Below are 22687 nucleotides of genomic sequence, written 5' to 3' on the forward strand. Positions count from 1 at the left end.
AGCATATCCGTTGCGCTTTCCACCCGCCGGGCAGGCACCGCCTAAGGTTTCAGAGCATAGAGCCGGATGGGCGAACCTGCCGAAATCGGCAAGGGCGACAGGAACGCCGGCACATGATCGGCCGCAAGTTCGGCATAGAGCCCTTGCGGCGCTCGCGCGGCGATCATTCGTGCCTGAACGTCCGCGGCGCAGAAGGCCAGGATCGGATGCCCGAGCTGACGCAGCATGTTCGCCGCATCCTCAGTCCGGGCCAGGCCGATCTTCAACTCCGTAAGCATCCCCGCAGCATTGCGGTGATAGGGCGCACTCAGAACGCGGTGCTGCGTATGGCGAAGGACGGCGGCACCGATATCGGACGGTCCGACGATGAATGAAGGCGTAAGGCCCTCCAGATCGGCCAGCGATGCCGGTGTCAGGCACGCCTCACCATTCGAGGCTTGGGGCTCGCCCGCCATGACGCCCCCGATCCCCTTGTCGAAAAGCTCCCCGGCAATAGCCCAGACAACCGGGACCGAAATGAGAAGCGTGCCGACATAGCGCAGGGAGGCGCCCGTACCCGCCGTGCCACCTTTCGAGCGGGCACGAAGATCCGAAAGCAGCGAGGCAAGCGGCACGATAGCCAAAAGATTGGAGAAGGCCATTCCGCGCACCTGAATGAGCGCAATCATCAGGCTCGAAAACACTAGCGCGAAGAGAATGAGGTTGAGATCGACCCTGTCCCGACGCCAGATGCGCCAGGCGCAGACAAGCGCGGCAAAGGCACCGGTGAAGTAGTAGGCGCCGAGGCTCGTGGGCTCCGTCCTTGCGACCGCCAGGAAGGAACGCGCCTCGGTGACATTGTCGAGCCACAGTTCGAGAAGCAGCGGGTCGAGCCCCGACAGGGGATTGCCCAGGCATTGCGGCGCCACAACCAGTGCCACGGCAATGACGGCCAGGCCGCACGCGCCAAGAGCGATCATCCTTGCGACGGCTGACCGGTCGCTGAGCGTGGCGGCGGCAAGCGCCAACAGACCACTCCCGGTCAGCGCCAGCAAATAGAAGGCGATCGAGAGATTGTCGCAGGTCGCGGCCAGGTAGAGACGCGGCGGCACCGTCGCGAAGAAGAACAGGCTGATGCCTGCAGCCAGCGAAAGGCCGAAGGCGACGGTGGCCCGCAAAGCCTTTCGACCGGCCCAAACCCACTGGCAGGCAACGACCGCGCAGACCATGGCCACAAACGGCGTCGTTTCTGCACCAATGGCAATCGCCAGCGCTGCCGCCAATCCTGCAATGGTGTAGCTCGCCGCGCGGTACGTATGATCGACGAGCATTGCCGCCATGGCAGCAACCAGGACCAATTGCACATTGTGATGGTCGATCGCTCCGCCGAGGAATCGATTGGTCGTGATGATGAAGATCACGCTCAGTCCCAGGCAGAAGTGCATGGCATCCACACCACCGGCTCGACGACCGGCCAGCCCCATCGCCGCCAGCAAAGGCACAGCAAGGGAAATCGGCCAGAACCCCAAGGCCAGGGTTTCAGCCTGCACAGGGCCGACAAATGGCCTGAAGACGGAAATGAGTGCGGCGATCGGCAGGTCGATGAGGCGCGACCAGTGCATCAGCGTGCCGCCTTCCAGGCCGAGGCGGACTTGCGTCAGGTCGAACCAGCTCTGGCCAGTAAGGAGATCGCGCACCTGAACCAGGCGCATGACGTCGTCGTTGTCGCGGCCAACATAGTCGGGCGCCGTCAGGAACCGGGTGACGAGGAAGAGGACTGTGGGCACGCCGTAGACGAACACCATCCAACGCAGGCTCGACCAGAACGGCCTCGGCGCGTCCGTTGAAGTCGCCTCAGAAAGCGTCGCCGTCCCGTTCACCATGGATTCCTTGTCCTTCTCCATCCCATGGCAGCCTAACGATACGCGCTCAAGAAAGCGTAAAGCCTGCAGCGGTCGACTCCAGGCGCCGCACGCACGAACGTGCCCTTGGCGTCTTGTTAACACCCTGATGCCTATGATGGCGCCAACCCAACACGAGCCGAGCCACCCGGATGTTCGACCGTTTCAACATCGCCGTACTGCTGCCCTGTTACAACGAAGCATCGACCATCGGACAAGTGGTTCAGGGCTTCCAGGCGGCGCTGCCGACGGCACATGTCTATGTCTACGACAACAATTCGACCGACGGCACGGCGCTGAAGGCCATGCTCGCCGGTGCGACCGTCGTGCGCGAACGCCGGCAGGGGAAGGGGCACGTGGTGCGCCGCATGCTCGCCGATATCGATGCCGACATCTATGTCATGGCCGACGGCGACAGCACCTATTGCCCGACGGATGCGGAAGACCTGATCCGCACCCTGATCACCGAGCGCGCCGACATGGTCGTCGGGACGCGACGCGGCGTTCACGACGATGCCGGCAGACAGGGTCACGCCTTCGGCAACAGGATCTTCAACCTTCTGTACCGGGAAATATTCGGCACGGATTTCAACGACATCTTCTCCGGTTACCGCGTGCTCTCGCGACGGTTCGCCAAGAGCTTCCCGGCCATTTCCAACGGTTTCGAAATCGAGACGGAGATGTCCGTTCATGCCTCGCGTCTCAAGCTGCCGGTCGCGGAGCTTGAACTGGACTATGGCCGGCGCCCGGAAGGTTCCCATTCCAAACTGTCGACATACAAGGACGGCGCCAAGATCCTCTGGACCTTCGCGATGCTCATGAAAGAAACGCGGCCCTTCACGTTCTTCGGACTGATCGGCATGGCATTCTTTGCGACGAGCATCGGCTTCATGATGCCGGTGCTGTTCGAATATTTCGCCACCGGGCTCGTGCCGCGCATGCCGACCTGGGTCTTCGCGCTGGCCATGCTGATGATGTCGATCATCATGTTCACGGCGGGCGTGATCCTCGATTCAGTCTCGCGGGGCCGGACCGAACAGCTTCGGCTGCACTATATTGCGACCCCTTCACGGGCAACGCCCCTTGCCAGCCTGAACAGCGGCATCGCTTCGACCCGGGTTGACGACCAGGAAACCGGCTTGCAGCCGACGCCACGCATTGTTCGGGAACGCCACGGATGAACCGGGAAACGACCAACCGCATACGCTTCATCATCGAAGACGTCATCCCGCCGGTCCTCAGGGATTCGCGCTTCTTCAAGGGCATGGCCAGCCTCGCCTGGGGCAAGCACATCGCCCACCTTGCCGAGTTTCGCGCTCGGGCGCCGTTCCTTTCGGCCCGCGAATACGAAGACCTCTACCGCCATCATCCGAGGGTTCACGAGGGAACCGATAACTCCGAAGCCTGTGTGCGCAAGATCGCGGCCAGCATCGCGGGCGACAGCGTTTGCGACGTCGGCTGCGGAACGGGCGTCCTCTTGAAGCGCATCCGGGAGGCCAACCCTCGCCTTCAGCGCCTCACGGGCGTCGACTTCGCCATCGACGATGCAGCCCGGATCGAAGGCATCGAGTATCACGCCGCGATGATCGAGGACCTGCCGTTTGCGGATGGCGAATTCGATACGGTCGTCTGCACGCATGTGATCGAACATATCCTCGACTATCGCAAGGCGATCTCCGAGCTCCGCCGGATTGCCCGCCGGCGCCTGATCATCGTGGTGCCGCGCGAGCGCGAGTATCGCTACACGTTCAACCCACACTTCAACTTCTTCCCCTACACCCACTCCTTCCTGCGCGCAGTGCATCCGGTTCCAGCCAAGCACGACTGCGTCGATATCGGCCGCGACATCTTCTACTGCGAAGACAAAGCTGGGGCGGTGTGAGGCGTGGCGATGAACCTCAATCTGGCGCCCACCGTCTGGTTCGGTCTGTTCTTCACGCCTGTGCTGATTTCGGCCGGTCAGATTCTCTTCAAGCTCACGAGCGCCAAGACCGGAAACGCCAACGCCCAAGGGCTGCTGGCGCTGGCCTTCAGCCCGACACTGCTCATCGCTTTGGCGGTCTACGGCATCGGCACGATCATCTGGATCTTCACGATCAAGTCCGTGCCGCTGACGATCGCCTATTCGTTCATGGCGCTGACCTTCTGCATCGTGCCGCTGCTTGCCGCCGTCTTTCTCGGCGAGGCCGTGACGCTGCGCTACGCCCTTGGCGCCGCGCTGATCATCAGCGGCATGATCATCATCAATTCGTAAGGGTGCCCGGGACCATGATCGTCACCGCTTCCTTCCTCCTCGGCATCATCACATGCAGTCTGCGTTCTCCGCGCGTCTGCCTGCTGGTCGGTTCGGTCTTGCTGGTTTTGGCCGGCGCAAGCGGCAACTGGATTGAAGCTGCGGCGGCGATCGGCGCCTACAATATGGGCCTCGCGCTGATGCTTTGCGGCGCCATCGCCATCGACCTGCAGCGGGACGGCCGGTAGCGCTCATCCCTTTCGCTCGAAAAACGCCTTGGTCTCCTCGTCCGCGGGGAAGAAGGATTCGATCAGCACGCCTTCCACAAGGGCATCCTGGGTCGAGCCGAAGGTCTGCAGCGTGGTGATGAAGCTCAGCCGCAGGCCGCCGACATCGAGCTCGATTGGCAGCACGGGCAATCGGTCCGTGTCCGGATGATTATCAATCGCACGCTCGATCGCCGAATTCGACGCTGCCTTTTCCAGGCGTTTGCCGAGACGGCTACGCGGCCCCTGCAACCAGGCCTCGGTGCGCACGCGCTGCACGAGATCGGCCGCCGCTGCCTCCCAGTTGACGACCAGCTTGCGAACGTTGTCGTTGCCGAGGAAGGTGTCGAGGAAGTTTTCTCCCGGCTGAAACGGAATGTTGGCTGCCACAGCAAGGCTCGCCAGCGCCGGATTGACGACGAGCAACGTGTATTCGTGGTCGAGCACCAGGCCGGGATAGGGATCGTGGCGCGCCAGGATCAGCCGGATGGCGTTGGCGACAGCGGGCGGCATGGCATCGAGCCCCGCAGCAGGCCGCGTCGCCATGCGCGGCCGAAAGCCGGCTGCCGAAAACAGCGTGCCCTGGTCGCGGGCTGGAATATCGAGCACCGAGGCCAGTCGCAGGATCATGCCCTCCGACGGCTTCGAGCGGCCGGTTTCCAGGAACGACAGGTGCCGCGCCGATATGCCCGCGGCAACCGCGAGGTCAAGCTGGCTCATGCGGCGATGCCCGCGCCATTCCTTCAGATGTTCTCCGAACAGCATGTGTCGTGATTCTCCAGTGGACCGGCAGAGTGGCGCGCGTGCGGGGTAAAATCCATTACCTCAGAGGTAATTGGCTTGATGACGTCATCGGCGCAAACATCTGGCCATCGACAAACGGATGGAGCCGAAGATGAACCTCTCGAACCGCAGCCTTCTCAACAAAACCTTCCTCGCCGACGGCGCCTTCTCGCTTGTTGCCGGCGCCGCTCTGATCCTCGCGGCGGTGCCGCTGGCTGCGCTCTCCAGCGCGTCTGCCACGCCGTTGGTTACGCCTGTCATGTTGAAGGCGCTGGGTGCGGGACTGTTGATCTGGGGCCTCTTCCATCTTTCGGCAGCGCGCAACGGCGGCCCGGTGACGGCATCGGCGCGGATCAGCATTGCCGGTGACGTGCTTTGGCAGGTGGCAAGCCTGGCGCTGCTGCTGAACGCCTATGCTTTTCTTTCCACAGCCGGTATCGCTCTCGTCGTCGTCGGCATGATCGGTGTCGCCGACTTCCTGTTCTTCAAGCTGCGGGGACTGGCGCGGGAACGCAACGCCGCCATCGCCTGACCATCAGTTCCAAGAGATCAGAATAGAGGCCCGCCAGCCAAGCCGGCGGGCTTCGTCCTATGGCTCAGATCGTCTCCCAGCCGTCCCTGGCGCTGGCGCGGTAGATCGCATCGATGAATTTCTGATTGAGGCGGGAATTCTCGAGCGTCACCACTTCCTCGTCCTCGCCCTTGGCAGCGCGCGAGAAGGCTTCCGCCTGGAGCTTGTACTGGCGCGCATCCTGGAAGCGGAATAGTTGGGACTGGGCGTGGTTCTGGTTCGTCAGTTCCACCTCCTCGCGACCGTAGCGGTCGGCGTTGAAGGGCGACTTCACCTCGATGAAACCCTTGTCGCCGTGGAAGACCATGACCTGGCGCGCGGCGAGCTGGGTGGAGATGTAGAAGCTGAGCTCGAAGTCGCCGAAATCGGCGCGCACACTCGAATAGATATCCGTGCCGAACTCCGGATCACGGTCGGTGCTTGCCTGCACCCGCACCGGCTCCTTGCCGGTGACGAAGCGGGTGGTGATCGTGGGATAGACGCCGATATCCGGCAGGCCGCCACCGCCAAGCGCGGGAATGTTGCGCATGTTGTTGGGGTCGCGGTTGAAATAGGTGAAGGCACCCTGGACGTGGCGCAGCCGGCCGATCGCGCCTTCGGCCAGTAGCGAGCGCACCTTGCGCCAGACGGGGCTGTAGGTGACCATGAAGGCTTCGGCGATCTGCACACCGTTGCGCTCACGCGCGGCGATCAGCGCATCGATCTCCGAGGCACGCAGCGCGATCGGCTTTTCGCATAGTACGTGCTTGCCGGCATTGGCCGCCTTGATCGACCACTCGACGTGCTGAGCCGTCGGCAGCGGAATATAGACCGCGTCGATGGTGTCGGAGGCCAGCATCTCCTCGTAGGAGCCGAAAGCATGCGGCGCCGAGAAGCGATCGGCCTTGGCTCGGGCCTTGGCAAAATCGCGGCTGGCAACAGCCGAGACGACGCAATTTTCCGCGTCCTGAATGGCAGGCACGACGAGGTCGCGGCCGATCTTGGCCGTGGACAGAATTCCGAAACGTAGCATGGCGAGGCTCCCTGATTTGGTCGCAAAGACTAGCGCCGAGGTACGTACCTATCAAGCGGCTGCATACGCCCGACCGAGGATTCCCCTTCCTGAGAAAAAAGCCCGGGGGCGGGTGACAATGTCAGCTTTTCTGCCCTATCTTTCTCTTCGCAATCCTCCCGATCGCACCATGCCTTCATCCAGTCCAATGGAGCAAAACCATGGAAAAACTGAGACTTGGCCGCACCGACCTGGAAATCGCGCCACTCGTATTCGGCGGCAATGTCTTTGGCTGGACCGCCGACGAAAAGACCTCCTTCGCCCTGCTCGATGCCTTTTTCGATGCTGGGTTCAACGCCATCGACACTGCCGATGTCTACTCCTCCTGGGCGCCGGGCAATCAGGGCGGCGAATCCGAAACGATCATCGGCAAATGGCTGAAACAGTCCGGCCGGTCACGCGACAAGGCCGTGATCGTCACCAAGGTCGGCTCGGAGCTCGGGCCCAATCGCAAGGGGCTCTCGCGTCGCTGGATCCTGCAGGCGGTCGAAGATTCGCTGAAGCGGCTGCAGACCGACCACATCGACCTCTATCTCTCGCACTGGCCGGACCCGGAAACGCCCTACGAAGAGACGCTCGCGGCCTACGATCAGTTGCTGACCGAGGGCAAGGTTCGGGCCATCGGCGCCTCCAACCTGAACTCGCTGCAACTGCGCGAGGCGCTTGACGTTTCCGCCAACCAGGGCTTGCCACGCTATCAGGTGCTGCAGCCGGAATACAATCTCTACGACCGTGACGCATTCGAAGGGCCGCTGCGCGATCTCTGCATTTCCGAAGAGATCGGCGTCATCAGCTATTTCGGTCTGGCGCGGGGCTTTCTCTCGGGAAAGTACCGGACCCACAAGGACCTTGAAGGCTCGGCGCGCGGCAGCGGTGTCGAGAAATATCTCGACGGGCGCGGCATGCGAATCCTCGGCGTGCTCGACGACATCGCGGCAGAAACCGGGGCGACCCAGGCGGAAATCGCGCTCGCCTGGGTGCGGACCCGCAAGGGTGTCACCGCACCGATCGCCAGCGCCACAAGCCTCGCGCAATTGGAGAGCCTCATTCGTTCTGCCGAGCTTAGGTTGTCGGACGAAGCGATCCGAAAGCTCAACGATGTCGGCGAATGACGGGAGCTGAACCAACACGATGGCGTTGACGATACGCCCCGCGGCAAGCGGCGACGAGGCGGACTGGCGCCGGCTCTGGGCGGGCTATGTCGCCTTTTCCGGCTCCGAGCTGGCCGAAGACATCATCGATCTCACCTGGAAGAGGCTGATCGATCCGGCAGCACCGCTTTTCGCGCGGCTGGCGATCCTCGACACCCAGTTGGTCGGCTTCGCGATCTGCCAGGAACAGCTCGCCACCTTCTTCCGGAGGCCGATCTGCTACATCGAGGATCTCTATGTCGATCCCGCTGCACGCGGCCAGGGCGTGGCACGGGCGATGATCGACGATCTCATCGCGCTCTGCCGGGACAAGGACTGGGACCGGCTCTACTGGTACACGGAAGCCGACAATGCCACGGCACGGCGGCTCTATGACCGTTACTCCGGGACCGACGAGCACGTGCGCTACAAGGTCAATTTCGGCGAGGTCCTCAAATCCGGAAATCCGGCATAGGTCTCGGAATGTTTGCCGGCATGGTTCGCCATGCCGGCCTTGGTCAGCAGCCCGCGCGGCTGGATGAAGCTTGAAATCCGTCGTGCCGGCCGCTCGTGCCACTGGATGTTGAAAGCCCAGAGCTTCGGGAAGAAGCAGAGCGAGGCATAGGGCAAGTGGTCGTGGATCCACCAGGCGATCGACTGCCAGCCGCCGATCTCGCCGCGGCGATCCCATACCCAGGGAATGACGATGCAGGCAGTGGCTCCGATGCATCCGTCCGCATCGCGCATGTCCCAGATGTGATCGGCGGCCGAGGCGGCATTGGTCGAGCAGTTGAGCCCATTGGCATTGCCGAAGCCGTTGACGGCGCGGTTGCGGTAGCCTGAACGAATGACGAGACGGCCAAAGGTCGCTTCCAGCGGTTCCAGCAATTCCTCGCAGAGACGGCGGCCGGCCTCGATCGCCAGATCGGGATCATCGGGGATGTTCGGAATGCGGTAGAAATCGGCGATTTCCGAATGCAGGAAATCGCGGAAGAAGAAGTTTCGGGAGAGCCTTACCCGGCCGAGATCTTCGAGACCCTTCATCGAACCGGGCTTCTTCATGGGCTTTCCTCTCATCGAAACACGAAACAAATGGCATTCCAGATCCGGGCCTGCCGCGCCACCCGATTTCGAGCCGTCTGCTATCCGCTGTGCCGGAAGAAATCGATGAAGGCGCGCAGCGCCGGCCGCATCTGCCGGCGGCTCGGATAGTAGAGATAGGGACCGGCATAGGGCGCGCACCAGTCCTCCATGACGCGCTCCAGCTTCCCTTCGGCAATCCCGGTCTCGACACGGGACAGGAACAGATAGGCAAGGCCGGCGCCACCCATTGCCGCCTTGATGATCGGCCGGTCTTCGCCAAGAATCAGTGGTCCCTCGACCGACACCGTCAGCTCCTCGCCATCCTTCTCGAACTCCCAGCGATAGAGCGTGCCGTTGGAGAAGCGCCGCCGAATGCAGCGATGCGCGGCCAGATCCCGCGGATGCTGCGGTCGGCCATATCGCTTAAAGTAATCTGGCGAAGCGACGACGGCACTTTCGAGTTCCGGCCCGACCCTCACGGCAATCATGTCCGCCTCCAGGCTTTCGCCGAGCCGGATGCCGGCATCGTAGCCCTCTTCGACGATATCGGTGAAGCCGTCCTCATTGGCAATTTCGAGCACGATCTCGGGATAACGATCCAGGAAAGCCCCAAGCCGTGGTGCGAGGATGAGGTCGGCAGCAAAACGCGGCGCCGTGATGCGTAGGTTCCCGGCCGGACGCTCGCGGGCGTCGGCGGCAGCCTCCAATGCATGGGCGATCTCGTCGAGCGCCGGTGCCAGCCGTTCGAGCAACCGGCGCCCCTCCTCGGTCGGCGCGACGCTGCGCGTGGTACGCGCCAGAAGCCGAATGCCGAGGCTCGCTTCGAGGCTGCCGACGGCATGGCTGACGGCGGATGGCGCCACGTCGAGCTCCCGGGCAGCCCCGCGAAAGCTGCCATGGGCGGCGACGGCGGCCAATACCGCGAGTTGGGAGAGCTGCGTTCTGTTCATTGATCGAAATAATAGAACAACCCGTGAGAATTGACAGTGATTTTCAGCCGCAGCAGATGGCCCTATTCTTCAATCGTTGCCAACGCCTGGACGAAGCGAGGAGATCGTCTGCGATGGCAACGAGGAACCGCCGCCCGCCACTTGGGCGCATCGGCGGTATCCAACCATCAATTCATGCCTCGGACGATAGACGTGCGCTCCCAGCACGCTAGTTCCGACGCGTGGCAGCCAGACAAGGAAACGACATGAAGACCCGCAAACTCGGGAATGACCTTACCGTCTCCACCATCGGCCTTGGATGCATGGGCATGAGCTTCGCCTATGGCGCTACGGATGAGGCGGAGTCGATCCGCACGCTTCACCGCGCCGTCGATCTCGGCATCACCTTCTTCGACACGGCCGAAGTCTATGGCCCGTTCGAGAACGAGAAACTCGTCGGCAAGGCGCTCGGTGCCGTGCGAGACAAGGTGACGATCGCCACCAAATTCGGTTTCCGCATCGAGCCCGGCGTGCCGGCGGCCCAGGCGATCAGGGGCGTCGACGGGCGGCCGGAACATGCAAAGGCCGTGGCAGAAGCCTCGCTCAAGCGGCTCGGCACCGATGTCATCGATCTCTACTACCAGCACCGCGTCGATCCTGACGTGCCGATCGAGGACACTGTCGGCGCCATGGCGGAACTGGTGCGCGAGGGCAAGGTGCGGGCGATCGGCCTCTCCGAAGCGAGCGCCGCCACCATCCGCCGCGCTCACAAGGTCCATCCGATCGCCGCCGTCCAGAGCGAGTATTCGCTGTGGACGCGTGATCCGGAAGCCGATGTGCTTGCCACCTGCCGCGAGCTCGGCATCGGCTTTGTGCCCTACAGCCCGCTCGGACGCGGCATGCTCACGGGTGCAATCCGCAAGGCCGAGGATCTCGCAGCCGACGACTTCCGTCGCACTCTGCCGCGCTTCCAGGCGGAAAATTTCGATGCCAATGCCCGGCTCGTCGAGACGCTGCAAGTGCTGGCTGCGGAGAAGGGCGTGACCGCCGCCCAGCTTGCGCTTGCCTGGGTCATCAATCAGGGTGATTTCATCGTGCCGATCCCGGGCGCCAGCAAGCTCAACCATCTGGAGCAGAATGCGGCGGCCGCGGCGATCACCCTCAGTGCCGAGGAATCCAGTCGCCTCGCTGACGCGCTTTCTCCGGAACATGTCGCCGGCAGTCGCTACGCGGACGCCTCGCTGGCGCTCACCAACCGTTGACCCAACTCTCCCCGTTTCAGCCGAAGCGGGGAGCTCCCCATCGAAATTCGCGCCGGGCGCACTACTTCTCAACCAGCGGTGAACATTTCAGGAGGAGCGGGAATGTCCGACGAGCAGGCGATCAGCGCGGTGGTGCACCTCTATGTCGACGGCATGGCCTTTGCCAACGAGGGCGCACTGCGCAAGGCGTTTCACCCCGATGCGGCGATTATCGGCAACTACAAGGGCGCGCTCGAATGGACGACGCGCGACGGCTTCATCAAGACGATCGTCGAGGCGGGTGCAGCCCCCCCTGGCACGCAGCCGGAGATGGACGTGCAGAAGATCGATATCACCGGTGATACCGCAACCGTGCGGGTGGTCGACAGTTTCGCCGGCGAACGCTACTCCGACCATCTGGCGCTGGTGAAGATCGACGGGCGCTGGGTGATCGTCAACAAGGTCTTCCACCAGCACGCGTCATGACGGCGATCCTGCCGAAATCGGAGCCGACGGGCAGGCTCATCGGCATCGACCATATCCAGCTTGCCATGCCGGCGGGTGCCGAACCGGCGGCACGCGGCTTCTACGGCGGTCTCTTCGGTTTCTCTGAGGTCAGCAAGCCGGCCAACCTTCTTACCCGAGGTGGCTGCTGGTTCGAGCAAGGCAGCATCCGCCTGCATCTCGGCATCGACCCGGACTTCAGGCCGGCGCGCAAGGCCCACCCCGCTTTCCTCGTCGACGATCTCGATCGCCTGAGGCTGCGGCTCGAAGCGGCTGGCGTGGCAACGGTCGAAGACGAGCCGCTTGCCGGCTACCGCAGATGTTATGTCGACGATCCCTTCGGCAACCGCATCGAACTGATGCAGCATACCGATTAGCTCAAGCGAAAAGGGCCGCTGCAATGCAGCGGCCCTTTTCGTATCTGCCGTGTTGGCTCGGATCAGGCGCGCAGCACGCCGCCCGTCGTTTTCGTCACATTGGCGACGATCTTGGCGGTCAGCGCCTCGAAGTCCTCGTCGGTCAGCGTGCGCTCGACCGGCTGGATGGTGACTTCGATGGCGATCGACTTCTTGCCCTCGCCGAGCGACGCACCTTCGAAGACGTCGAAGACGCTGACGCCGGTCACCAGCTTGCGGTCGGCGCCGGAGGCCGCGCGCAGGATGACGCCCGCTTCCACCGCCTTGTCGACGACAAAGGCGAAGTCGCGCTTCACCGCCTGGAACGGCGAGAGGTCGAGCGCCGGCTTGGTGCGGGTCGCCTTCTTCTTGGGCTCGGGCATGGCATCGATATAGATCTCGAAGCCTGAGAGCGCGCCCGAGACGTCGAGCGCTTCGAGCGTCTTCGGATGGAATTCGCCGAAGGTGCCGAGAACGATCTTCGGGCCGAGCTTGATGGTGCCGGAGCGGCCCGGATGGTACCAGGCGGGACCGCCCGGCTCGAACTGGACGTTGCCCATAGGTACGCCGCAGGCTTCGAGTACGGCAATCGCGTCGGCCTTGGCGTCGAAGACGTCGACCGGCTTGCCGCCGCCCTTGGCCGCGTTCGACCACAGACGGCCGGCGCCATTCAGCGATGCGGTGCCACGACGAATGCCGCCGGCGACGCGGCGCTGCGCGTCCGGCGTATCGCCTTCATAGGTGCCCGAGACCTCGAAGATCGCGACGTCGCCGAAACCCTTGTCGGCATTGCGCTGGGCGGCGGTCAGCAGCCCCGGCAGCAGCGACGGACGCATGTCCGACATGTCGGAGGCGATCGGGTTGGCGAGCTTCAGCGCCGGCGCACCACCGCCGAAGAGCTTTGCCTGCCCCTCGGAGATGAACGACCAGGTGACCGCTTCCAGCATGCCGCGGCTCGCGAGCGCGCGCTTGGCAAGGCGCGTACGGATCTGCAGCGTCGTCAGGATCTTGCCGTTGACGGTGCCATGGCTCGGCAGCGGCGCGGCGACGATGTTGTCGACACCGTGGATGCGCATGACCTCTTCGACGAGATCGGCCTTGCCGTCGACATCCGGGCGCCAGGACGGAACCGAGACCTTGAAGCGTTCACCCGAACCTTCGACGCCGAAGCCGAGCTTTTTCAGGATCGAGACGCTTTCCTCGGAGGAAACTTCGAGACCCGTCAGGCGCTTCACTTCGGAAACCGGAAAGTCGACAACCTTCGGCTCATGACCCGCATAGCCGACCACTTCTGCCTTGGCCGCCTGGCCGCCGCAGAGTTCGAGCACCAGTTCGGTGGTGCGTTCGAGACCGGGCACCATGTATTCCGGGTCGACGCCACGCTCGAAGCGGTAGCGCGCATCGGTGATGATGCCGAGCGTGCGGCCGGTCTTGGCGATGTTCATCGGGTCCCAGAGCGCCGACTCGATCAGCACGTCGGTGGTGTTCTCGTCGCAGCCGGAATGCTCGCCGCCCATGACGCCGCCGATCGACTCGATCGCCTTTTCGTCCGAAATGACGACGTTGTTGGGGCCGAGCTTGTATTCGCGCTGGTCGAGCGCCAGCACGGTTTCGCCGTCCTTGGCGCGGCGGACGGTCAGGTTGCCCTTGACCTTGGCGGCGTCGAAGACGTGCATCGGGCGACCCTGGTCGAAGGTCATGTAGTTGGTGATGTCGACGAGCGCGTTGATCGGGCGGAGACCAATCGCCAGCAGACGCTGCTGCATCCACGTCGGCGACGGACCGTTCTTGACACCGCGCACGAGCCGCAGGGAGAAGCCCGGGCAAAGATGCCTGTCTTCACCGAGGTCGAGCGTCAGCTTCACCGGCGTGTTGCCTTCCACGGCGAAGGACGGTGCCTTTCGCGTCTTCAGCGTGCCGAGGCCGGAAGCGGCGAGGTCACGGGCAATGCCGTAGACGCTGGTGCAGTCCGGCCGGTTCGGCGTGAGGTTGATCTCGATCATCGGATCGTCGAGGCCGGCGTAAGTGGCGTAGCTCGTGCCGACGGGCGCATCGGCGGGGAGGTCAATGATGCCGTTGTGGTCGTCGGAGATCTGCAGTTCCTTTTCCGAGCACATCATGCCGCGGCTTTCGACGCCACGGATGGTGCCGACGGCGAGCGTCACGTCGATGCCGGGCACGTAGGTGCCGGGCGCCGCAAAGGCGCCGACGAGACCGGCGCGCGCATTCGGTGCGCCGCAGACGACCTGGATCGGAGCGCCCGAGCCGGTGTCGACCATCAGCACGCGCAGCTTGTCGGCGTTCGGATGCTGCTCGGCCGAGACGACCTTGGCGATGACGAAGGGCTTGAAGGCGGCCTTGTCGTCGACATCTTCCACTTCGAGCCCGATCATCGTCAGGCGCGCGCAGATTTCCTCAAGCGTAGCGTCGGTTTCAAGGTGGTCCTTGAGCCAGGAAAGCGTGAATTTCATGATTTCACCTGTGTCCTAAATATCTGCGCGCGATCAGGCCGAGAGACCGCCGAACAGCGTCGGCATGTCCAGCGGGCGGAAGCCGTAATGGGTCATCCAGCGAACGTCGGCGTTGAAGAAGTCGCGCAGGTCCGGCATGCCGTATTTCAGCATGGCGATGCGGTCGAGGCCCATGCCCCAGGCGAAGCCCTGGTACTCGTCCGGATCGAGCCCGCCGGAGCGCAGCACATTCGGGTGCACCATGCCGCAACCGAGGATCTCCATCCAGTCGGTGCCCTCGCCGAACTTCACGATCGGGCCGGAACGGTCGCACTGGATGTCGACCTCGAAGGACGGCTCGGTGAAGGGGAAGAAGGACGGGCGGAAACGCATCGTCACCTGGTCGACCTCGAAGAAGGCCTTGCAGAATTCTTCCAGCACCCAACGCATGTTGGCGACATTCGCAGCCTTGTCGATGACCAGGCCTTCGACCTGATGGAACATCGGCGAATGGGTCGCATCGGAGTCCTGCCGGTAGGTCTTGCCGGGGATGATGATGCGGATCGGCGGCTGCTGCGCTTCCATGGTGCGGATCTGCACCGGCGAGGTGTGCGTACGCAGTACCTTGCGATCGCCCTTCTCATCCGGGTTGAAGAAGAAGGTGTCGTGCATCTCGCGGGCCGGATGGCCCTCGGGGAAATTCAGCGCCGTGAAGTTGTAGTAGTCGGTCTCGATATCGGGACCTTCCGCGATCGAGAAGCCCATGTCGCCGAAGATCGCGGTGATCTCGTCGACGATCTGGCTGATCGGGTGAATGCGGCCACGCTCGGCGGGCGACGAGCGGACCGGCAGGCTGATGTCGACGGTCTCGCGCGCCAGGCGCTCGGCGATCGCCTGATCTTTGAGCGCCGACTTGCGGGCGGCGATCGCCTCGGCAACCGTGTTCTTCAGCGCGTTGATCTGGGCGCCGCGGGTCTGGCGCTCTTCCGGCGTCATGGTGCCGAGCGTCTTCAAGAGCTCGGAGATCGAGCCCTTCTTGCCGAGCGCGTTGACACGCACCGTCTCGATCGATCCTTCGTCACCGGCGGCGTCGATGTCCGCCAGCAGTGTCCGTTCCAGTGTTTCCAGTTCGCTCATTCTGTCCTGCCTCGATGCGGGAATGGGTTCGGTTCTATATCGGTTCTAGTCTTCAGGAATATGATTGCGTCACGTTGGCCAGATAGGCAGTCGCGGCAATGAAACGGACAAGGTCCTGTCCCTCGCGCATGCGCAGCAGAAAGCGCGCAAGCGGCAAGAAGCGCCGGACCATCGGAATAAACTCACCCAGCGCGCGGGCGGCCTTCCTGGGAGCGACGACCCTCCAGGCTGCAAAGGCGCGGTCCGGCGTCTCCGGTCGCAGCGCCCTGCTCGCCACCTGCAGGAACAGCAGCCACAAGTCGCGCGCCTGAGCGGTTGCAAGCGGCATCACGGTGGCCGGCACCTCCTCGAAATCGAGGAAGCCGAACGTGTCGCCATCGATGACAAAATCGCGCGGATGCGGCCGGCCGTGGCAAAGCCCGGCGGCATGCAGCCGCCCGAGCTCCGCGGCGCAGCGGACAAGCAACTGGTCATGCGCTTCCGCGTCGCTGGCGCGCAACGGCCCCATTTGCTTGCTGACCGGCAGTCCCAGGTGCGAGAGGACCAGGACCGTCGGGCCGCGATACAGGACCTCGGGCGCCCTGAAGCCGGCCTCGGAGAAGAGAGCGATCTGGCGGACCTCGCGCTCGATCATGCCCTCGATGCCGAGAAGTGGCGAAGGCCGCAGGACCGGCAATCCGCTGAGCCGCGCGACGAGCGCCTGAGCACGCAGGATGAGGCGTGGACCCGGGCGACGGTAACGCTTGATCCAGACCGTCCGATCCTTGAGCTCGCAACACTCGACACGTTCCCTGCCGGCGGCAAGCGCAGCCAGCAAAGCCTTCATGTCGTCGTCATCAAGCTCCGGAACCGCTGACGGTCCCTTTCGATCGTGGTGCACTTTCGTCCCGCAGAATAAGAAAAACCCGCGCCAGCCCTGCCAGCGCGGGTTTCCCAACAAATTTCAAGAACGATTTTGGGAAAACGCTGGCTTAACGGACAGCGCTTTCAAACTCGTTTGCCGTGCCGGCATCCTTGAGATAGGCGAGCGCCTTCTTGGAAGCTTCGACGAGAGCGCCGAATGCTGCCGGCTCATGGATAGCCATGTCGGACAGAACCTTGCGGTCGACTTCGATGCCAGCCTTGTTCAGACCGTCGATGAAGCGGCCGTAGGTCAGGCCGAATTCGCGGACGGCAGCGTTGATGCGCTGGATCCAGAGAGCGCGGAAGTTGCGCTTGTTGACCTTGCGGTCGCGGTAAGCGAACTGCTTCGAACGATCAACCGCTGCCTTGGCGGCGCGGATGGTGTTCTTGCGACGGCCGTAGAAGCCCTTGGCTGCCTTCAGCGTCTTCTTGTGCTTGGCGTGAGCGGTAACGCCGCGTTTTACACGTGCCATGTCATGATCTCCTTAACGTGTCCAATATGCCTGAAAGTCTTAGAGACCGTTCGGCAGGTAGTTCTTGATGACCTTCTTGCCATCGGGCTCGGCGAGAACCATGGTTCCACGCGCGTCGCGGATGAACTTATTGGTACGCTTGATCATGCCGTGGCGCTTACCAGCAGCCGCTGCACGAACCTTGCCGGTTGCGGTGATCTTGAACCGCTTCTTGGCAGACGATTTCGTCTTCATCTTGGGCATTTTGCTACTCCATTGTTCTTAAGAATGCGAAACAGACAGACGAGGTCCATTTCCAGCGTTAAGAACGGCCACGGCATGCCCTGCCGGACCGTTCGGACGGGGGCTTATAACCGTACATCCCGAAAAGCGCAACTGGGGAATCGAAGATGACGCTGCGAGCTATGACACAGCGCATCCCCATCTTTGCCCGGCGCATCTCCCAGCACATCCGGAAGCACGCGCCCTAGGCGGGATCGCGTGGCCTCCGGCGGCCGCCGCCGGCGTCGAAAAGCAATGCGGCCTCGAGGCCGCCCAGCGGCGACTGCCCCAGCGACAGCACCGCACCATAGGCATCAGCGATATCGGCGCTGATCGCAAGTCCAAGGCCAGTGTTCGCGGCGTGATTGCCCTTTGTGTTCTCGCCATGGGTGCCGCGGCGCATCACCTGTTCCCTGTCGCCCTCGGCAACGCCCGGACCGTCATCGCCAACGGCAATGCGCACACACCCGCCTGTCGCCTCGGCCGATAGGCGGATGCGGCTCCGCGCCCATTTGGCGGCGTTGTCGAGCAAGTTGCCGAGGCATTCGGCGAGGTCCGCCGGGTCGACGTCGAGCGAGATCGACGGATCGACATCGACTTCCCAGGCAATGCCGCGCTCCGCCGTGATCGGACGCAGGACGTTGACCAGCTTACCCCCAAGCGTCGCGATCGACGTGGTCGCCATGCGCTCGACGCCCATGCGGGCCGCCTGCAACTGGCGATCGGCGCGCTGGCGCACGAGATCGACCTGCTCGAGCGCGGTCTGCCGCTGGTCCTCCGGCAGGCTCTCGGCAAGCTGGGCAAGCACGGTCAGCGGCGTCTTCAGCCCGTGGGCCAGATCGCTGGCACGGGCGCGCGCCTGCGCCAGGGCTGTCTCGCGCTCGGAAAGCAGCAGATTGATCTCGGCGACCAGCGGCTGGACTTCGCTGGGGCCGGCCGAGCCGAAGTCCTTCTCGGCGCCCGAACGAACGCGGGCCGCCCGATCGCGCAAGCGCACCAGCGGCGAAAGCCCGAGCGCGCCCTGCAGGAAGGCGGCGCCAACGAGCACGAAGGCGGTTGCAAGCAGCATCAGCCGGATCTGGCTGTGAAAGGCGGCCAGCGCATTGTCGAGTTCAGTGCGGGCAAAGCCGGCCGCAACGGAAAACCGTTGCGCGGTCGGTCCCTCGCCGAGCGCCAGGGCTTGCTGATAGATCAGCATGGGCGCCCCGTCCGGACCTTCCATCTCCAGGAAGCCCAGATGGTGCGGCGCCGATGGCCGATCGTCGTCGATCACAGTATCCCATAGAGAGCGCGAGCGAATGGGGGTGCCGCCATCGCGAGTGATCTGCCAGTAGCGTCCGCCAGCCGGCAGGCTCAGCCTTGGATCGGCCGGCTCTCGCGGCAGAACGAGTTCGCCGTCGCGCACCGCCACCTGGGCGGCGATGGTATCGACCAGCGTCGCCATTTCCGCGCGGTAGCGCTCGACAACGTAGTCGGTAAAGAGCCTGCTCAAGGAGAGCCAAACCACCAGCAGCACCAGGCCTATGGCGATCGATGCGCCGATGGCGAGCCTAAGCCGCAGCGAACGGATCATGCCGGTCCGTCCGGCAAAACGTAGCCGAAGCCGCGCCGGGTTTCGATTGCGCCGCTTTCGGTCTTCTTGCGCAGACGGGCGATCATCGCCTCGACGGCGTTCTTCGCCGTATCGTCATCGCGGCCCTGAACATGGCTCGCCAGTTCCAGCGGCGTAACCACCTGGCCCTTGCGGTCGAAAAAGAGCGCGACCATGCGGTACTCGAGAGGACTGAGTTCGAGCGGCGCTCCATCGAAGGTCACGCGTCGCGTCGCCTCGTCGAGGGTGAAACGTCCGGCGGCCCGCACCGATGTGACGCGCGGGCCGGCACGCCGCAACAGGGCCCTCAGTCGCGCCAGCAGCTCCTCGGCCCGAAAAGGCTTCGGCAGATAATCATCAGCGCCGGCATCGAACCCGTCGACGCGCTCCATCCAGGAGCCACGCGCCGTCAGCACGAGGACGGGCGTCTCCAGCCCCGCCTGTCGCCAGCGCTTGAGGATCGACAGCCCGTCCATGCCCGGCAGACCGAGGTCGAGGATGATTGCAGCATAGTTGCCGCTTTCCCCTCGCTCCCAGATGTCCGGCCCCAGCGCAAGCGTATCGACGCCATAGCCTTCCGCCTCGAGCCTGCTTGTCACGTGGGCTGCGATATTGGGATCGTCCTCCGCCAGAAGAATGCGCATTCCGCCCCTCAGAAACCGAAGATGTTCATGAATTTTCCGGTGCGCGCGTTGATGCGCAGGTTTCGGATCGTCCCTTGCCGGTCACGCGTGCGCAGCCGGTAGACCTCGCTGCTCCCGGAGTGCCTGAGATCAACCGCGATGACCGTGCCGTATTTGTCCTCGTCGACCAGTCGGAGAACATCCTTCAACGGCAGGATATCGCCTCTTTCGACGGCGTCGCGCGCACGCTCCTGGTCGCTGCGGCGACCACTGCCAGCGCCGCTTGCGTCGTCATCGTCATCGTCGTCGTCATCATCGCCGTCGTTGCCGCGATCGTCGTCGTGGTCGTCATCACCGCCACCGTGGCCGCTGCCACTGTTGTCGCCGCCGCCACCGTGTGAACCGCCGCCACCGCCGGATTCGCCATCCTTTGCCAGAGCCGCAAAGCGACCGGGCTGCGGCGTCAACGAAAGCAGGAGCGAGCAGCAGAAGAGCGCTATCAGGTCTCGTCGTGTCATCGCCATGGCGTCATCCGGTCGCGGTTGCCTCTTCGGTTTGGTTTCAGCGTTCATTTCCTCAGCGCGCGCGGGCCCTGCCGTCAAGGCGCAAGCCTACGCCAGGCGCGACCACAACGCCAGCAACGCGCATACCCCCAGCGCCGCTTTGGCACGGGGGCATGCGCTAGCCGGATCGAGCCGCCGGGCGGGCTGATGGCGGTCGACCTTCGCTCCGACGCATCGTGCGGGGGTAATGCGTCGGGCATTTCTGGACAGATTAGGGCGCCGGCCTGATGGAGACGGTGGTAATCGGTCCCGGGTTGCGGCGGAAGTCGCCGCGGTGCGGCTCGACCTTCACGACACGCACACCATGTTCGAATTCCACTTCGACCTCCAGCACACGCCCGAGATCGTCGACGGCGATCAGCGACCCGTCGCGCAGACCGCGAAGGCTTTCCTCGGAAACGCGGAGCTCGATCTCGGGACGGGCGCGGGCATCCCGGAAGTCGTCGTCATCGCGATCGTCATCGTCGTCATCGCGATGGCGGTCGCCGTGGTGACCGCCCTGATCGTTGTCGTCGCGGTCGTCGTTGTCCCGACCACCTCGGTCGTCGTTGTCGCGATCATCTCGGCCATCGTGACCGCGACCATCGCGGTCGCCACCGCCATGATCGTCGCCGTCATCGTCATCCGCGAGGGCCGCGGCCGAGAACGGATGCGCAGGACCATTGGCGATGACAGACAGGCCGATCGGCGCGGATACGAGGCCGCAGAGGCCGAAAGTGGTAACAAGCAGGGCTTTTCGCAGCGCGGAAGTCATGATTTCCGATCCTTCTCCGGTTGCCGATGCACAGACAATGGCATCCGCCCCCTGACAGATCGCTGAGGCAGGTTGTCAGCATTCTGTCAGGAACGTGCCGGCACGAGCCCGCAACGAAAAAAGCCGCCCAGCAGGCGGCTTTCATCAGGTCTCTTGATCGACGGTAGCGCGGCTTAGCGCGGCGCCAGAACCATCATCATCTGACGGCCTTCGAGCTTCGGCTCGGCCTCCACCTTGGCGATCGCCTGGGTGTCGTCCTTGACCTGAAGCAGGAGCTTCATGCCCAGTTCCTGGTGGGCCATTTCGCGGCCGCGGAACTTCAGCGTGACCTTGACCTTGTCGCCGTCCTCGAAGAACCGGTTCATCGCCTTCATCTTCACGTCATAGTCATGCGTGTCGATGTTCGGGCGCATCTTGATTTCTTTGATTTCGACGATCTTCTGCTTCTTGCGCGCTTCGGCCGCCTTCTTCTGGTTGGCGTATTTCAGCTTGCCGAGATCGAGGATCTTGCATACCGGCGGTTCGGAGTTCGGTGCGATCTCTACCAGATCAAGACCGGCCTCTTCCGCCATGCGGAGCGCCTGGTCGATCGGGACGGCACCGATATTCTGGCCTTCGGCATCGATAAGCTGAACCCGGGGAACCCGGATTTCCTTGTTTGAGCGCGGTCCCTCCTTGACGGGGGCGTCCGTTTTGAACGGTCTGCGAATGGTCGTACTCTCCTCGAGCTGTTTACGGAATATAGTTTAATTCGATCATCGGCGCGATCACATATGAAGCGCCTGAATCTGTCACCGACGGCAATGTGTGAATTGCGACGGGAGAGTCAATAGCACGGCTTGCAAGGAAAATCACCACCTGTCGATACCAAGGCGAATCTGTTTTAGAAAGAAAATCGCCAGCGAAACCGGCCTTTGGAGAGAAATTGCATGCAGGATACGCCATCCGAGACGGAAATCAGCTTCATCGACGTCGGTGCGCCTGCGGCTGAGCGCAGGATCGCGATGCGCGTGCGCCACCCGGAAAAGCCTTCGGAACAGCCGACGCTCGTCTGGCTCGGCGGCTACCGTTCGGACATGACCGGCACCAAGGCGGTCGAGGTCGAGCGTTACGCCATGGAGCGAGGTGCGGCCTGTGTGCGCTTCGATTACTCCGGCCACGGCGCCTCCGGCGGCGCCTTCACCGACGGCACGATCTCGCGTTGGCTCGAAGAGAGCCTTGCCGTCATTGATCAGGCGGCGCCGGGGCGCGTCGTGCTGGTCGGCTCGTCGATGGGCTGCTGGATCGCGCTGCGGGTTGTCCAGGAACTCAGGCGGCGTGGCGACGGATCGCGTGTCGCCGGCCTCGTCCTGATCGCTCCGGCGCCGGACTTCACGGCGGAACTGATCGAACCCAACCTGACGGAAGCGGAGAGGTTCTCGCTTGCCGAACGCGGCTATTTCGAGGAACCTTCCGAGTATAGCCCGGAGCCGAACATCTTCACCCGCGCGCTGATCGAAGACGGGCGCCTCAACCGGGTGCTCGACGGCACGATCACCACCGGCTGCCCGGTACACATCCTGCAGGGCATGCGCGACCCCGACGTTCCCTATACCCACGCGTTGCGACTGATGGAGCACCTGCCGTCGGACGATGTCGTCATGACGCTCATCCGCGATGGCGATCATCGCCTTTCGCGTGAAGAAGATATTGCTAAAATGAAACAGGCCATCGGCACGATGCTCGCCTGATGCCGGGCGGGGACAAGCCCCGCCCCTTCCACCACAACGCGAACCGAAACACGCCCTGCACCGTGGACCGCCTGCGGTGCAACGGTTTGCGTGCGCTCCGCCGCGCTTTTAACCATAAAACCCGATGTCCCGATTC

26 protein-coding genes are annotated in these 22687 nt (G+C 63.5%); 11 read left to right on the top strand and 15 right to left on the bottom strand.

All coding sequences use genetic code 11. The features are described 5' to 3' along the window. Nucleotides 1–41: 41 nt before the first annotated feature. On the bottom strand, nt 42–1883 hold the full coding sequence (locus tag AB4Z53_RS04610) for a hypothetical protein (RefSeq protein WP_441594952.1): 1842 nt from the start codon (nt 1881–1883) through the stop codon (nt 42–44). Between the two features lie 149 nt (nt 1884–2032). On the opposite strand from AB4Z53_RS04610, the gene AB4Z53_RS04615 reads away from it, so the two are divergent. From AB4Z53_RS04615 to AB4Z53_RS04630, 4 genes are read left to right on the top strand one after another with little or no spacing between them, the layout of a single operon-like run. After that, complete coding sequence (locus AB4Z53_RS04615) at nt 2033–3061, top strand: glycosyltransferase family 2 protein (protein WP_441594954.1); 1029 nt, start codon at nt 2033–2035, stop codon at nt 3059–3061. Next, the gene (locus AB4Z53_RS04620) at nt 3058–3762 is read left to right on the top strand and encodes a class I SAM-dependent methyltransferase (RefSeq protein WP_441594956.1); all 705 of its coding nucleotides are present in this window, start codon (nt 3058–3060) and stop codon (nt 3760–3762) included. Before AB4Z53_RS04615 ends, AB4Z53_RS04620 begins: the two co-directional genes overlap by 4 nt. Nucleotides 3763–3771: 9 nt before the next feature. Next, nucleotides 3772–4134, top strand: coding sequence for a transporter (locus AB4Z53_RS04625; protein WP_113538923.1), 363 nt, complete (start codon nt 3772–3774; stop codon nt 4132–4134). A gap of 14 nt (nt 4135–4148) precedes the next feature. Then, nucleotides 4149–4361 carry a hypothetical protein gene (locus AB4Z53_RS04630; protein WP_441594958.1) on the top strand — a complete coding sequence of 71 codons (213 nt, stop codon included), beginning with the start codon at nt 4149–4151 and terminating at the stop codon, nt 4359–4361. A gap of 3 nt (nt 4362–4364) precedes the next feature. Here the strand turns inward: AB4Z53_RS04630 and AB4Z53_RS04635 are convergent, their stop codons facing one another. Further along, entirely contained in the window at nt 4365–5144 is a 780-nt protein-coding gene (locus tag AB4Z53_RS04635; RefSeq protein WP_441594960.1) for an MmyB family transcriptional regulator, read from the bottom strand. Between the two features lie 130 nt (nt 5145–5274). Between AB4Z53_RS04635 and AB4Z53_RS04640 the strand changes: the two genes are divergently transcribed. Then, nucleotides 5275–5694: a hypothetical protein gene (locus AB4Z53_RS04640; RefSeq protein WP_441594962.1), complete on the top strand. Its 420-nt coding sequence runs from the start codon at nt 5275–5277 to the stop codon at nt 5692–5694. A gap of 64 nt (nt 5695–5758) precedes the next feature. Here AB4Z53_RS04640 and AB4Z53_RS04645 read toward each other — a convergent pair whose 3' ends face one another. Then, complete coding sequence (locus AB4Z53_RS04645; RefSeq protein WP_441594964.1) at nt 5759–6745, bottom strand: Gfo/Idh/MocA family protein; 987 nt, start codon at nt 6743–6745, stop codon at nt 5759–5761. A 200-nt stretch (nt 6746–6945) separates the two neighbouring features. Between AB4Z53_RS04645 and AB4Z53_RS04650 the strand changes: the two genes are divergently transcribed. Together AB4Z53_RS04650 and AB4Z53_RS04655 are read left to right on the top strand one after the other, a co-directional pair. Continuing rightward, on the top strand, nt 6946–7896 hold the full coding sequence (locus AB4Z53_RS04650) for an aldo/keto reductase (protein ID WP_441594966.1): 951 nt from the start codon (nt 6946–6948) through the stop codon (nt 7894–7896). Between the two features lie 19 nt (nt 7897–7915). Then, complete coding sequence (locus tag AB4Z53_RS04655) at nt 7916–8389, top strand: GNAT family N-acetyltransferase (protein WP_223726143.1); 474 nt, start codon at nt 7916–7918, stop codon at nt 8387–8389. Here the strand turns inward: AB4Z53_RS04655 and AB4Z53_RS04660 are convergent. After that, on the bottom strand, nt 8341–8976 hold the full coding sequence (locus tag AB4Z53_RS04660) for a hypothetical protein (RefSeq protein WP_441594968.1): 636 nt from the start codon (nt 8974–8976) through the stop codon (nt 8341–8343). The two genes, AB4Z53_RS04655 and AB4Z53_RS04660, sit on opposite strands and share 49 nt — an antisense overlap. 80 nt (nt 8977–9056) lie before the next feature. After that, nucleotides 9057–9947, bottom strand: coding sequence for a LysR family transcriptional regulator (locus tag AB4Z53_RS04665; RefSeq protein ID WP_113538916.1), 891 nt, complete (start codon nt 9945–9947; stop codon nt 9057–9059). 245 nt (nt 9948–10192) lie between these two features. Between AB4Z53_RS04665 and AB4Z53_RS04670 the strand changes: the two genes are divergently transcribed. The 3 genes from AB4Z53_RS04670 (at nt 10193) to AB4Z53_RS04680 (ending at nt 12048) form a co-directional block, all read left to right on the top strand. Then, nucleotides 10193–11188 carry an aldo/keto reductase gene (locus AB4Z53_RS04670; RefSeq protein WP_441594971.1) on the top strand — a complete coding sequence of 332 codons (996 nt, stop codon included), beginning with the start codon at nt 10193–10195 and terminating at the stop codon, nt 11186–11188. A 102-nt stretch (nt 11189–11290) separates the two neighbouring features. Beyond that, nucleotides 11291–11653: a nuclear transport factor 2 family protein gene (locus tag AB4Z53_RS04675; protein WP_113538914.1), complete on the top strand. Its 363-nt coding sequence runs from the start codon at nt 11291–11293 to the stop codon at nt 11651–11653. Next, entirely contained in the window at nt 11650–12048 is a 399-nt protein-coding gene (locus AB4Z53_RS04680) for a VOC family protein (protein WP_441594973.1), read from the top strand. The genes AB4Z53_RS04675 and AB4Z53_RS04680 overlap by 4 nt, the downstream gene beginning before the upstream one ends. A 62-nt stretch (nt 12049–12110) precedes the next feature. Here the strand turns inward: AB4Z53_RS04680 and pheT are convergent, their stop codons facing one another. The 10 genes from pheT to infC all read right to left on the bottom strand — a co-directional run bounded on the left by pheT (nt 12111) and on the right by infC (nt 21531). After that, complete coding sequence (gene pheT / locus AB4Z53_RS04685; RefSeq protein WP_441594975.1) at nt 12111–14537, bottom strand: phenylalanine--tRNA ligase subunit beta; 2427 nt, start codon at nt 14535–14537, stop codon at nt 12111–12113. Between the two features lie 33 nt (nt 14538–14570). Beyond that, a complete protein-coding gene (gene pheS / locus AB4Z53_RS04690) occupies nt 14571–15653 on the bottom strand; it encodes a phenylalanine--tRNA ligase subunit alpha (RefSeq protein WP_223726137.1) in 1083 nt (360 codons plus the stop codon). A 52-nt stretch (nt 15654–15705) separates the two neighbouring features. Beyond that, entirely contained in the window at nt 15706–16590 is an 885-nt protein-coding gene (locus AB4Z53_RS04695; RefSeq protein WP_441594977.1) for a serine/threonine protein phosphatase, read from the bottom strand. A gap of 34 nt (nt 16591–16624) precedes the next feature. Next, nucleotides 16625–17029, bottom strand: a complete 405-nt coding sequence (gene rplT, locus AB4Z53_RS04700) for a 50S ribosomal protein L20 (protein WP_113538910.1) — start codon at nt 17027–17029, stop codon at nt 16625–16627. A gap of 39 nt (nt 17030–17068) precedes the next feature. After that, nucleotides 17069–17272 (bottom strand): 50S ribosomal protein L35, encoded by a 204-nt coding sequence (gene rpmI, locus AB4Z53_RS04705; RefSeq protein WP_065372108.1) that lies wholly within the window; start codon nt 17270–17272, stop codon nt 17069–17071. Nucleotides 17273–17495: 223 nt separating this feature from the next. Next, nucleotides 17496–18863 (bottom strand): sensor histidine kinase, encoded by a 1368-nt coding sequence (locus tag AB4Z53_RS04710; protein WP_441594979.1) that lies wholly within the window; start codon nt 18861–18863, stop codon nt 17496–17498. Beyond that, nucleotides 18860–19525 carry a response regulator transcription factor gene (locus tag AB4Z53_RS04715; protein WP_113538908.1) on the bottom strand — a complete coding sequence of 222 codons (666 nt, stop codon included), beginning with the start codon at nt 19523–19525 and terminating at the stop codon, nt 18860–18862. The genes AB4Z53_RS04710 and AB4Z53_RS04715 overlap by 4 nt, the downstream gene beginning before the upstream one ends. Before the next feature lie 8 nt (nt 19526–19533). Then, complete coding sequence (locus AB4Z53_RS04720; protein ID WP_441594982.1) at nt 19534–20028, bottom strand: PepSY domain-containing protein; 495 nt, start codon at nt 20026–20028, stop codon at nt 19534–19536. Nucleotides 20029–20278: 250 nt separating this feature from the next. Further along, nucleotides 20279–20821, bottom strand: a complete 543-nt coding sequence (locus AB4Z53_RS04725) for a hypothetical protein (RefSeq protein WP_441594983.1) — start codon at nt 20819–20821, stop codon at nt 20279–20281. 173 nt (nt 20822–20994) lie between these two features. Next, nucleotides 20995–21531 (bottom strand): translation initiation factor IF-3, encoded by a 537-nt coding sequence (gene infC / locus AB4Z53_RS04730; RefSeq protein ID WP_057247869.1) that lies wholly within the window; start codon nt 21529–21531, stop codon nt 20995–20997. Between the two features lie 219 nt (nt 21532–21750). On the opposite strand from infC, the gene AB4Z53_RS04735 reads away from it, so the two are divergent. Continuing rightward, nucleotides 21751–22551, top strand: coding sequence for an alpha/beta fold hydrolase (locus AB4Z53_RS04735; RefSeq protein ID WP_113538906.1), 801 nt, complete (start codon nt 21751–21753; stop codon nt 22549–22551). Nucleotides 22552–22687 lie beyond the last annotated feature (136 nt).

The sequence above is a fragment of the Ensifer sp. 2TAB8 genome, assembly GCF_052115125.1.
GTDB lineage: Bacteria > Pseudomonadota > Alphaproteobacteria > Rhizobiales > Rhizobiaceae > Ensifer.

Bases quoted from the DNA above. Each gene is read 5' to 3' on its own strand.
- AB4Z53_RS04610 (WP_441594952.1), bottom strand. From the start codon at position 1,883: ATGGAGAAGGACAAGGAATCCATGGTGAACGGGACGGCGACGCTTTCT.
- AB4Z53_RS04615 (WP_441594954.1), top strand. From the start codon at position 2,033: ATGTTCGACCGTTTCAACATCGCCGTACTGCTGCCCTGTTACAACGAA.
- AB4Z53_RS04620 (WP_441594956.1), top strand. From the start codon at position 3,058: ATGAACCGGGAAACGACCAACCGCATACGCTTCATCATCGAAGACGTC.
- AB4Z53_RS04625 (WP_113538923.1), top strand. From the start codon at position 3,772: ATGAACCTCAATCTGGCGCCCACCGTCTGGTTCGGTCTGTTCTTCACG.
- AB4Z53_RS04630 (WP_441594958.1), top strand. From the start codon at position 4,149: ATGATCGTCACCGCTTCCTTCCTCCTCGGCATCATCACATGCAGTCTG.
- AB4Z53_RS04635 (WP_441594960.1), bottom strand. From the start codon at position 5,144: ATGCTGTTCGGAGAACATCTGAAGGAATGGCGCGGGCATCGCCGCATG.
- AB4Z53_RS04640 (WP_441594962.1), top strand. From the start codon at position 5,275: ATGAACCTCTCGAACCGCAGCCTTCTCAACAAAACCTTCCTCGCCGAC.
- AB4Z53_RS04645 (WP_441594964.1), bottom strand. From the start codon at position 6,745: ATGCTACGTTTCGGAATTCTGTCCACGGCCAAGATCGGCCGCGACCTC.
- AB4Z53_RS04650 (WP_441594966.1), top strand. From the start codon at position 6,946: ATGGAAAAACTGAGACTTGGCCGCACCGACCTGGAAATCGCGCCACTC.
- AB4Z53_RS04655 (WP_223726143.1), top strand. From the start codon at position 7,916: ATGGCGTTGACGATACGCCCCGCGGCAAGCGGCGACGAGGCGGACTGG.
- AB4Z53_RS04660 (WP_441594968.1), bottom strand. From the start codon at position 8,976: ATGAAGAAGCCCGGTTCGATGAAGGGTCTCGAAGATCTCGGCCGGGTA.
- AB4Z53_RS04665 (WP_113538916.1), bottom strand. From the start codon at position 9,947: ATGAACAGAACGCAGCTCTCCCAACTCGCGGTATTGGCCGCCGTCGCC.
- AB4Z53_RS04670 (WP_441594971.1), top strand. From the start codon at position 10,193: ATGAAGACCCGCAAACTCGGGAATGACCTTACCGTCTCCACCATCGGC.
- AB4Z53_RS04675 (WP_113538914.1), top strand. From the start codon at position 11,291: ATGTCCGACGAGCAGGCGATCAGCGCGGTGGTGCACCTCTATGTCGAC.
- AB4Z53_RS04680 (WP_441594973.1), top strand. From the start codon at position 11,650: ATGACGGCGATCCTGCCGAAATCGGAGCCGACGGGCAGGCTCATCGGC.
- pheT (WP_441594975.1), bottom strand. From the start codon at position 14,537: ATGAAATTCACGCTTTCCTGGCTCAAGGACCACCTTGAAACCGACGCT.
- pheS (WP_223726137.1), bottom strand. From the start codon at position 15,653: ATGAGCGAACTGGAAACACTGGAACGGACACTGCTGGCGGACATCGAC.
- rplT (WP_113538910.1), bottom strand. From the start codon at position 17,029: ATGGCACGTGTAAAACGCGGCGTTACCGCTCACGCCAAGCACAAGAAG.
- rpmI (WP_065372108.1), bottom strand. From the start codon at position 17,272: ATGCCCAAGATGAAGACGAAATCGTCTGCCAAGAAGCGGTTCAAGATC.
- AB4Z53_RS04710 (WP_441594979.1), bottom strand. From the start codon at position 18,863: ATGATCCGTTCGCTGCGGCTTAGGCTCGCCATCGGCGCATCGATCGCC.
- AB4Z53_RS04715 (WP_113538908.1), bottom strand. From the start codon at position 19,525: ATGCGCATTCTTCTGGCGGAGGACGATCCCAATATCGCAGCCCACGTG.
- AB4Z53_RS04720 (WP_441594982.1), bottom strand. From the start codon at position 20,028: ATGGCGATGACACGACGAGACCTGATAGCGCTCTTCTGCTGCTCGCTC.
- AB4Z53_RS04725 (WP_441594983.1), bottom strand. From the start codon at position 20,821: ATGACTTCCGCGCTGCGAAAAGCCCTGCTTGTTACCACTTTCGGCCTC.
- AB4Z53_RS04735 (WP_113538906.1), top strand. From the start codon at position 21,751: ATGCAGGATACGCCATCCGAGACGGAAATCAGCTTCATCGACGTCGGT.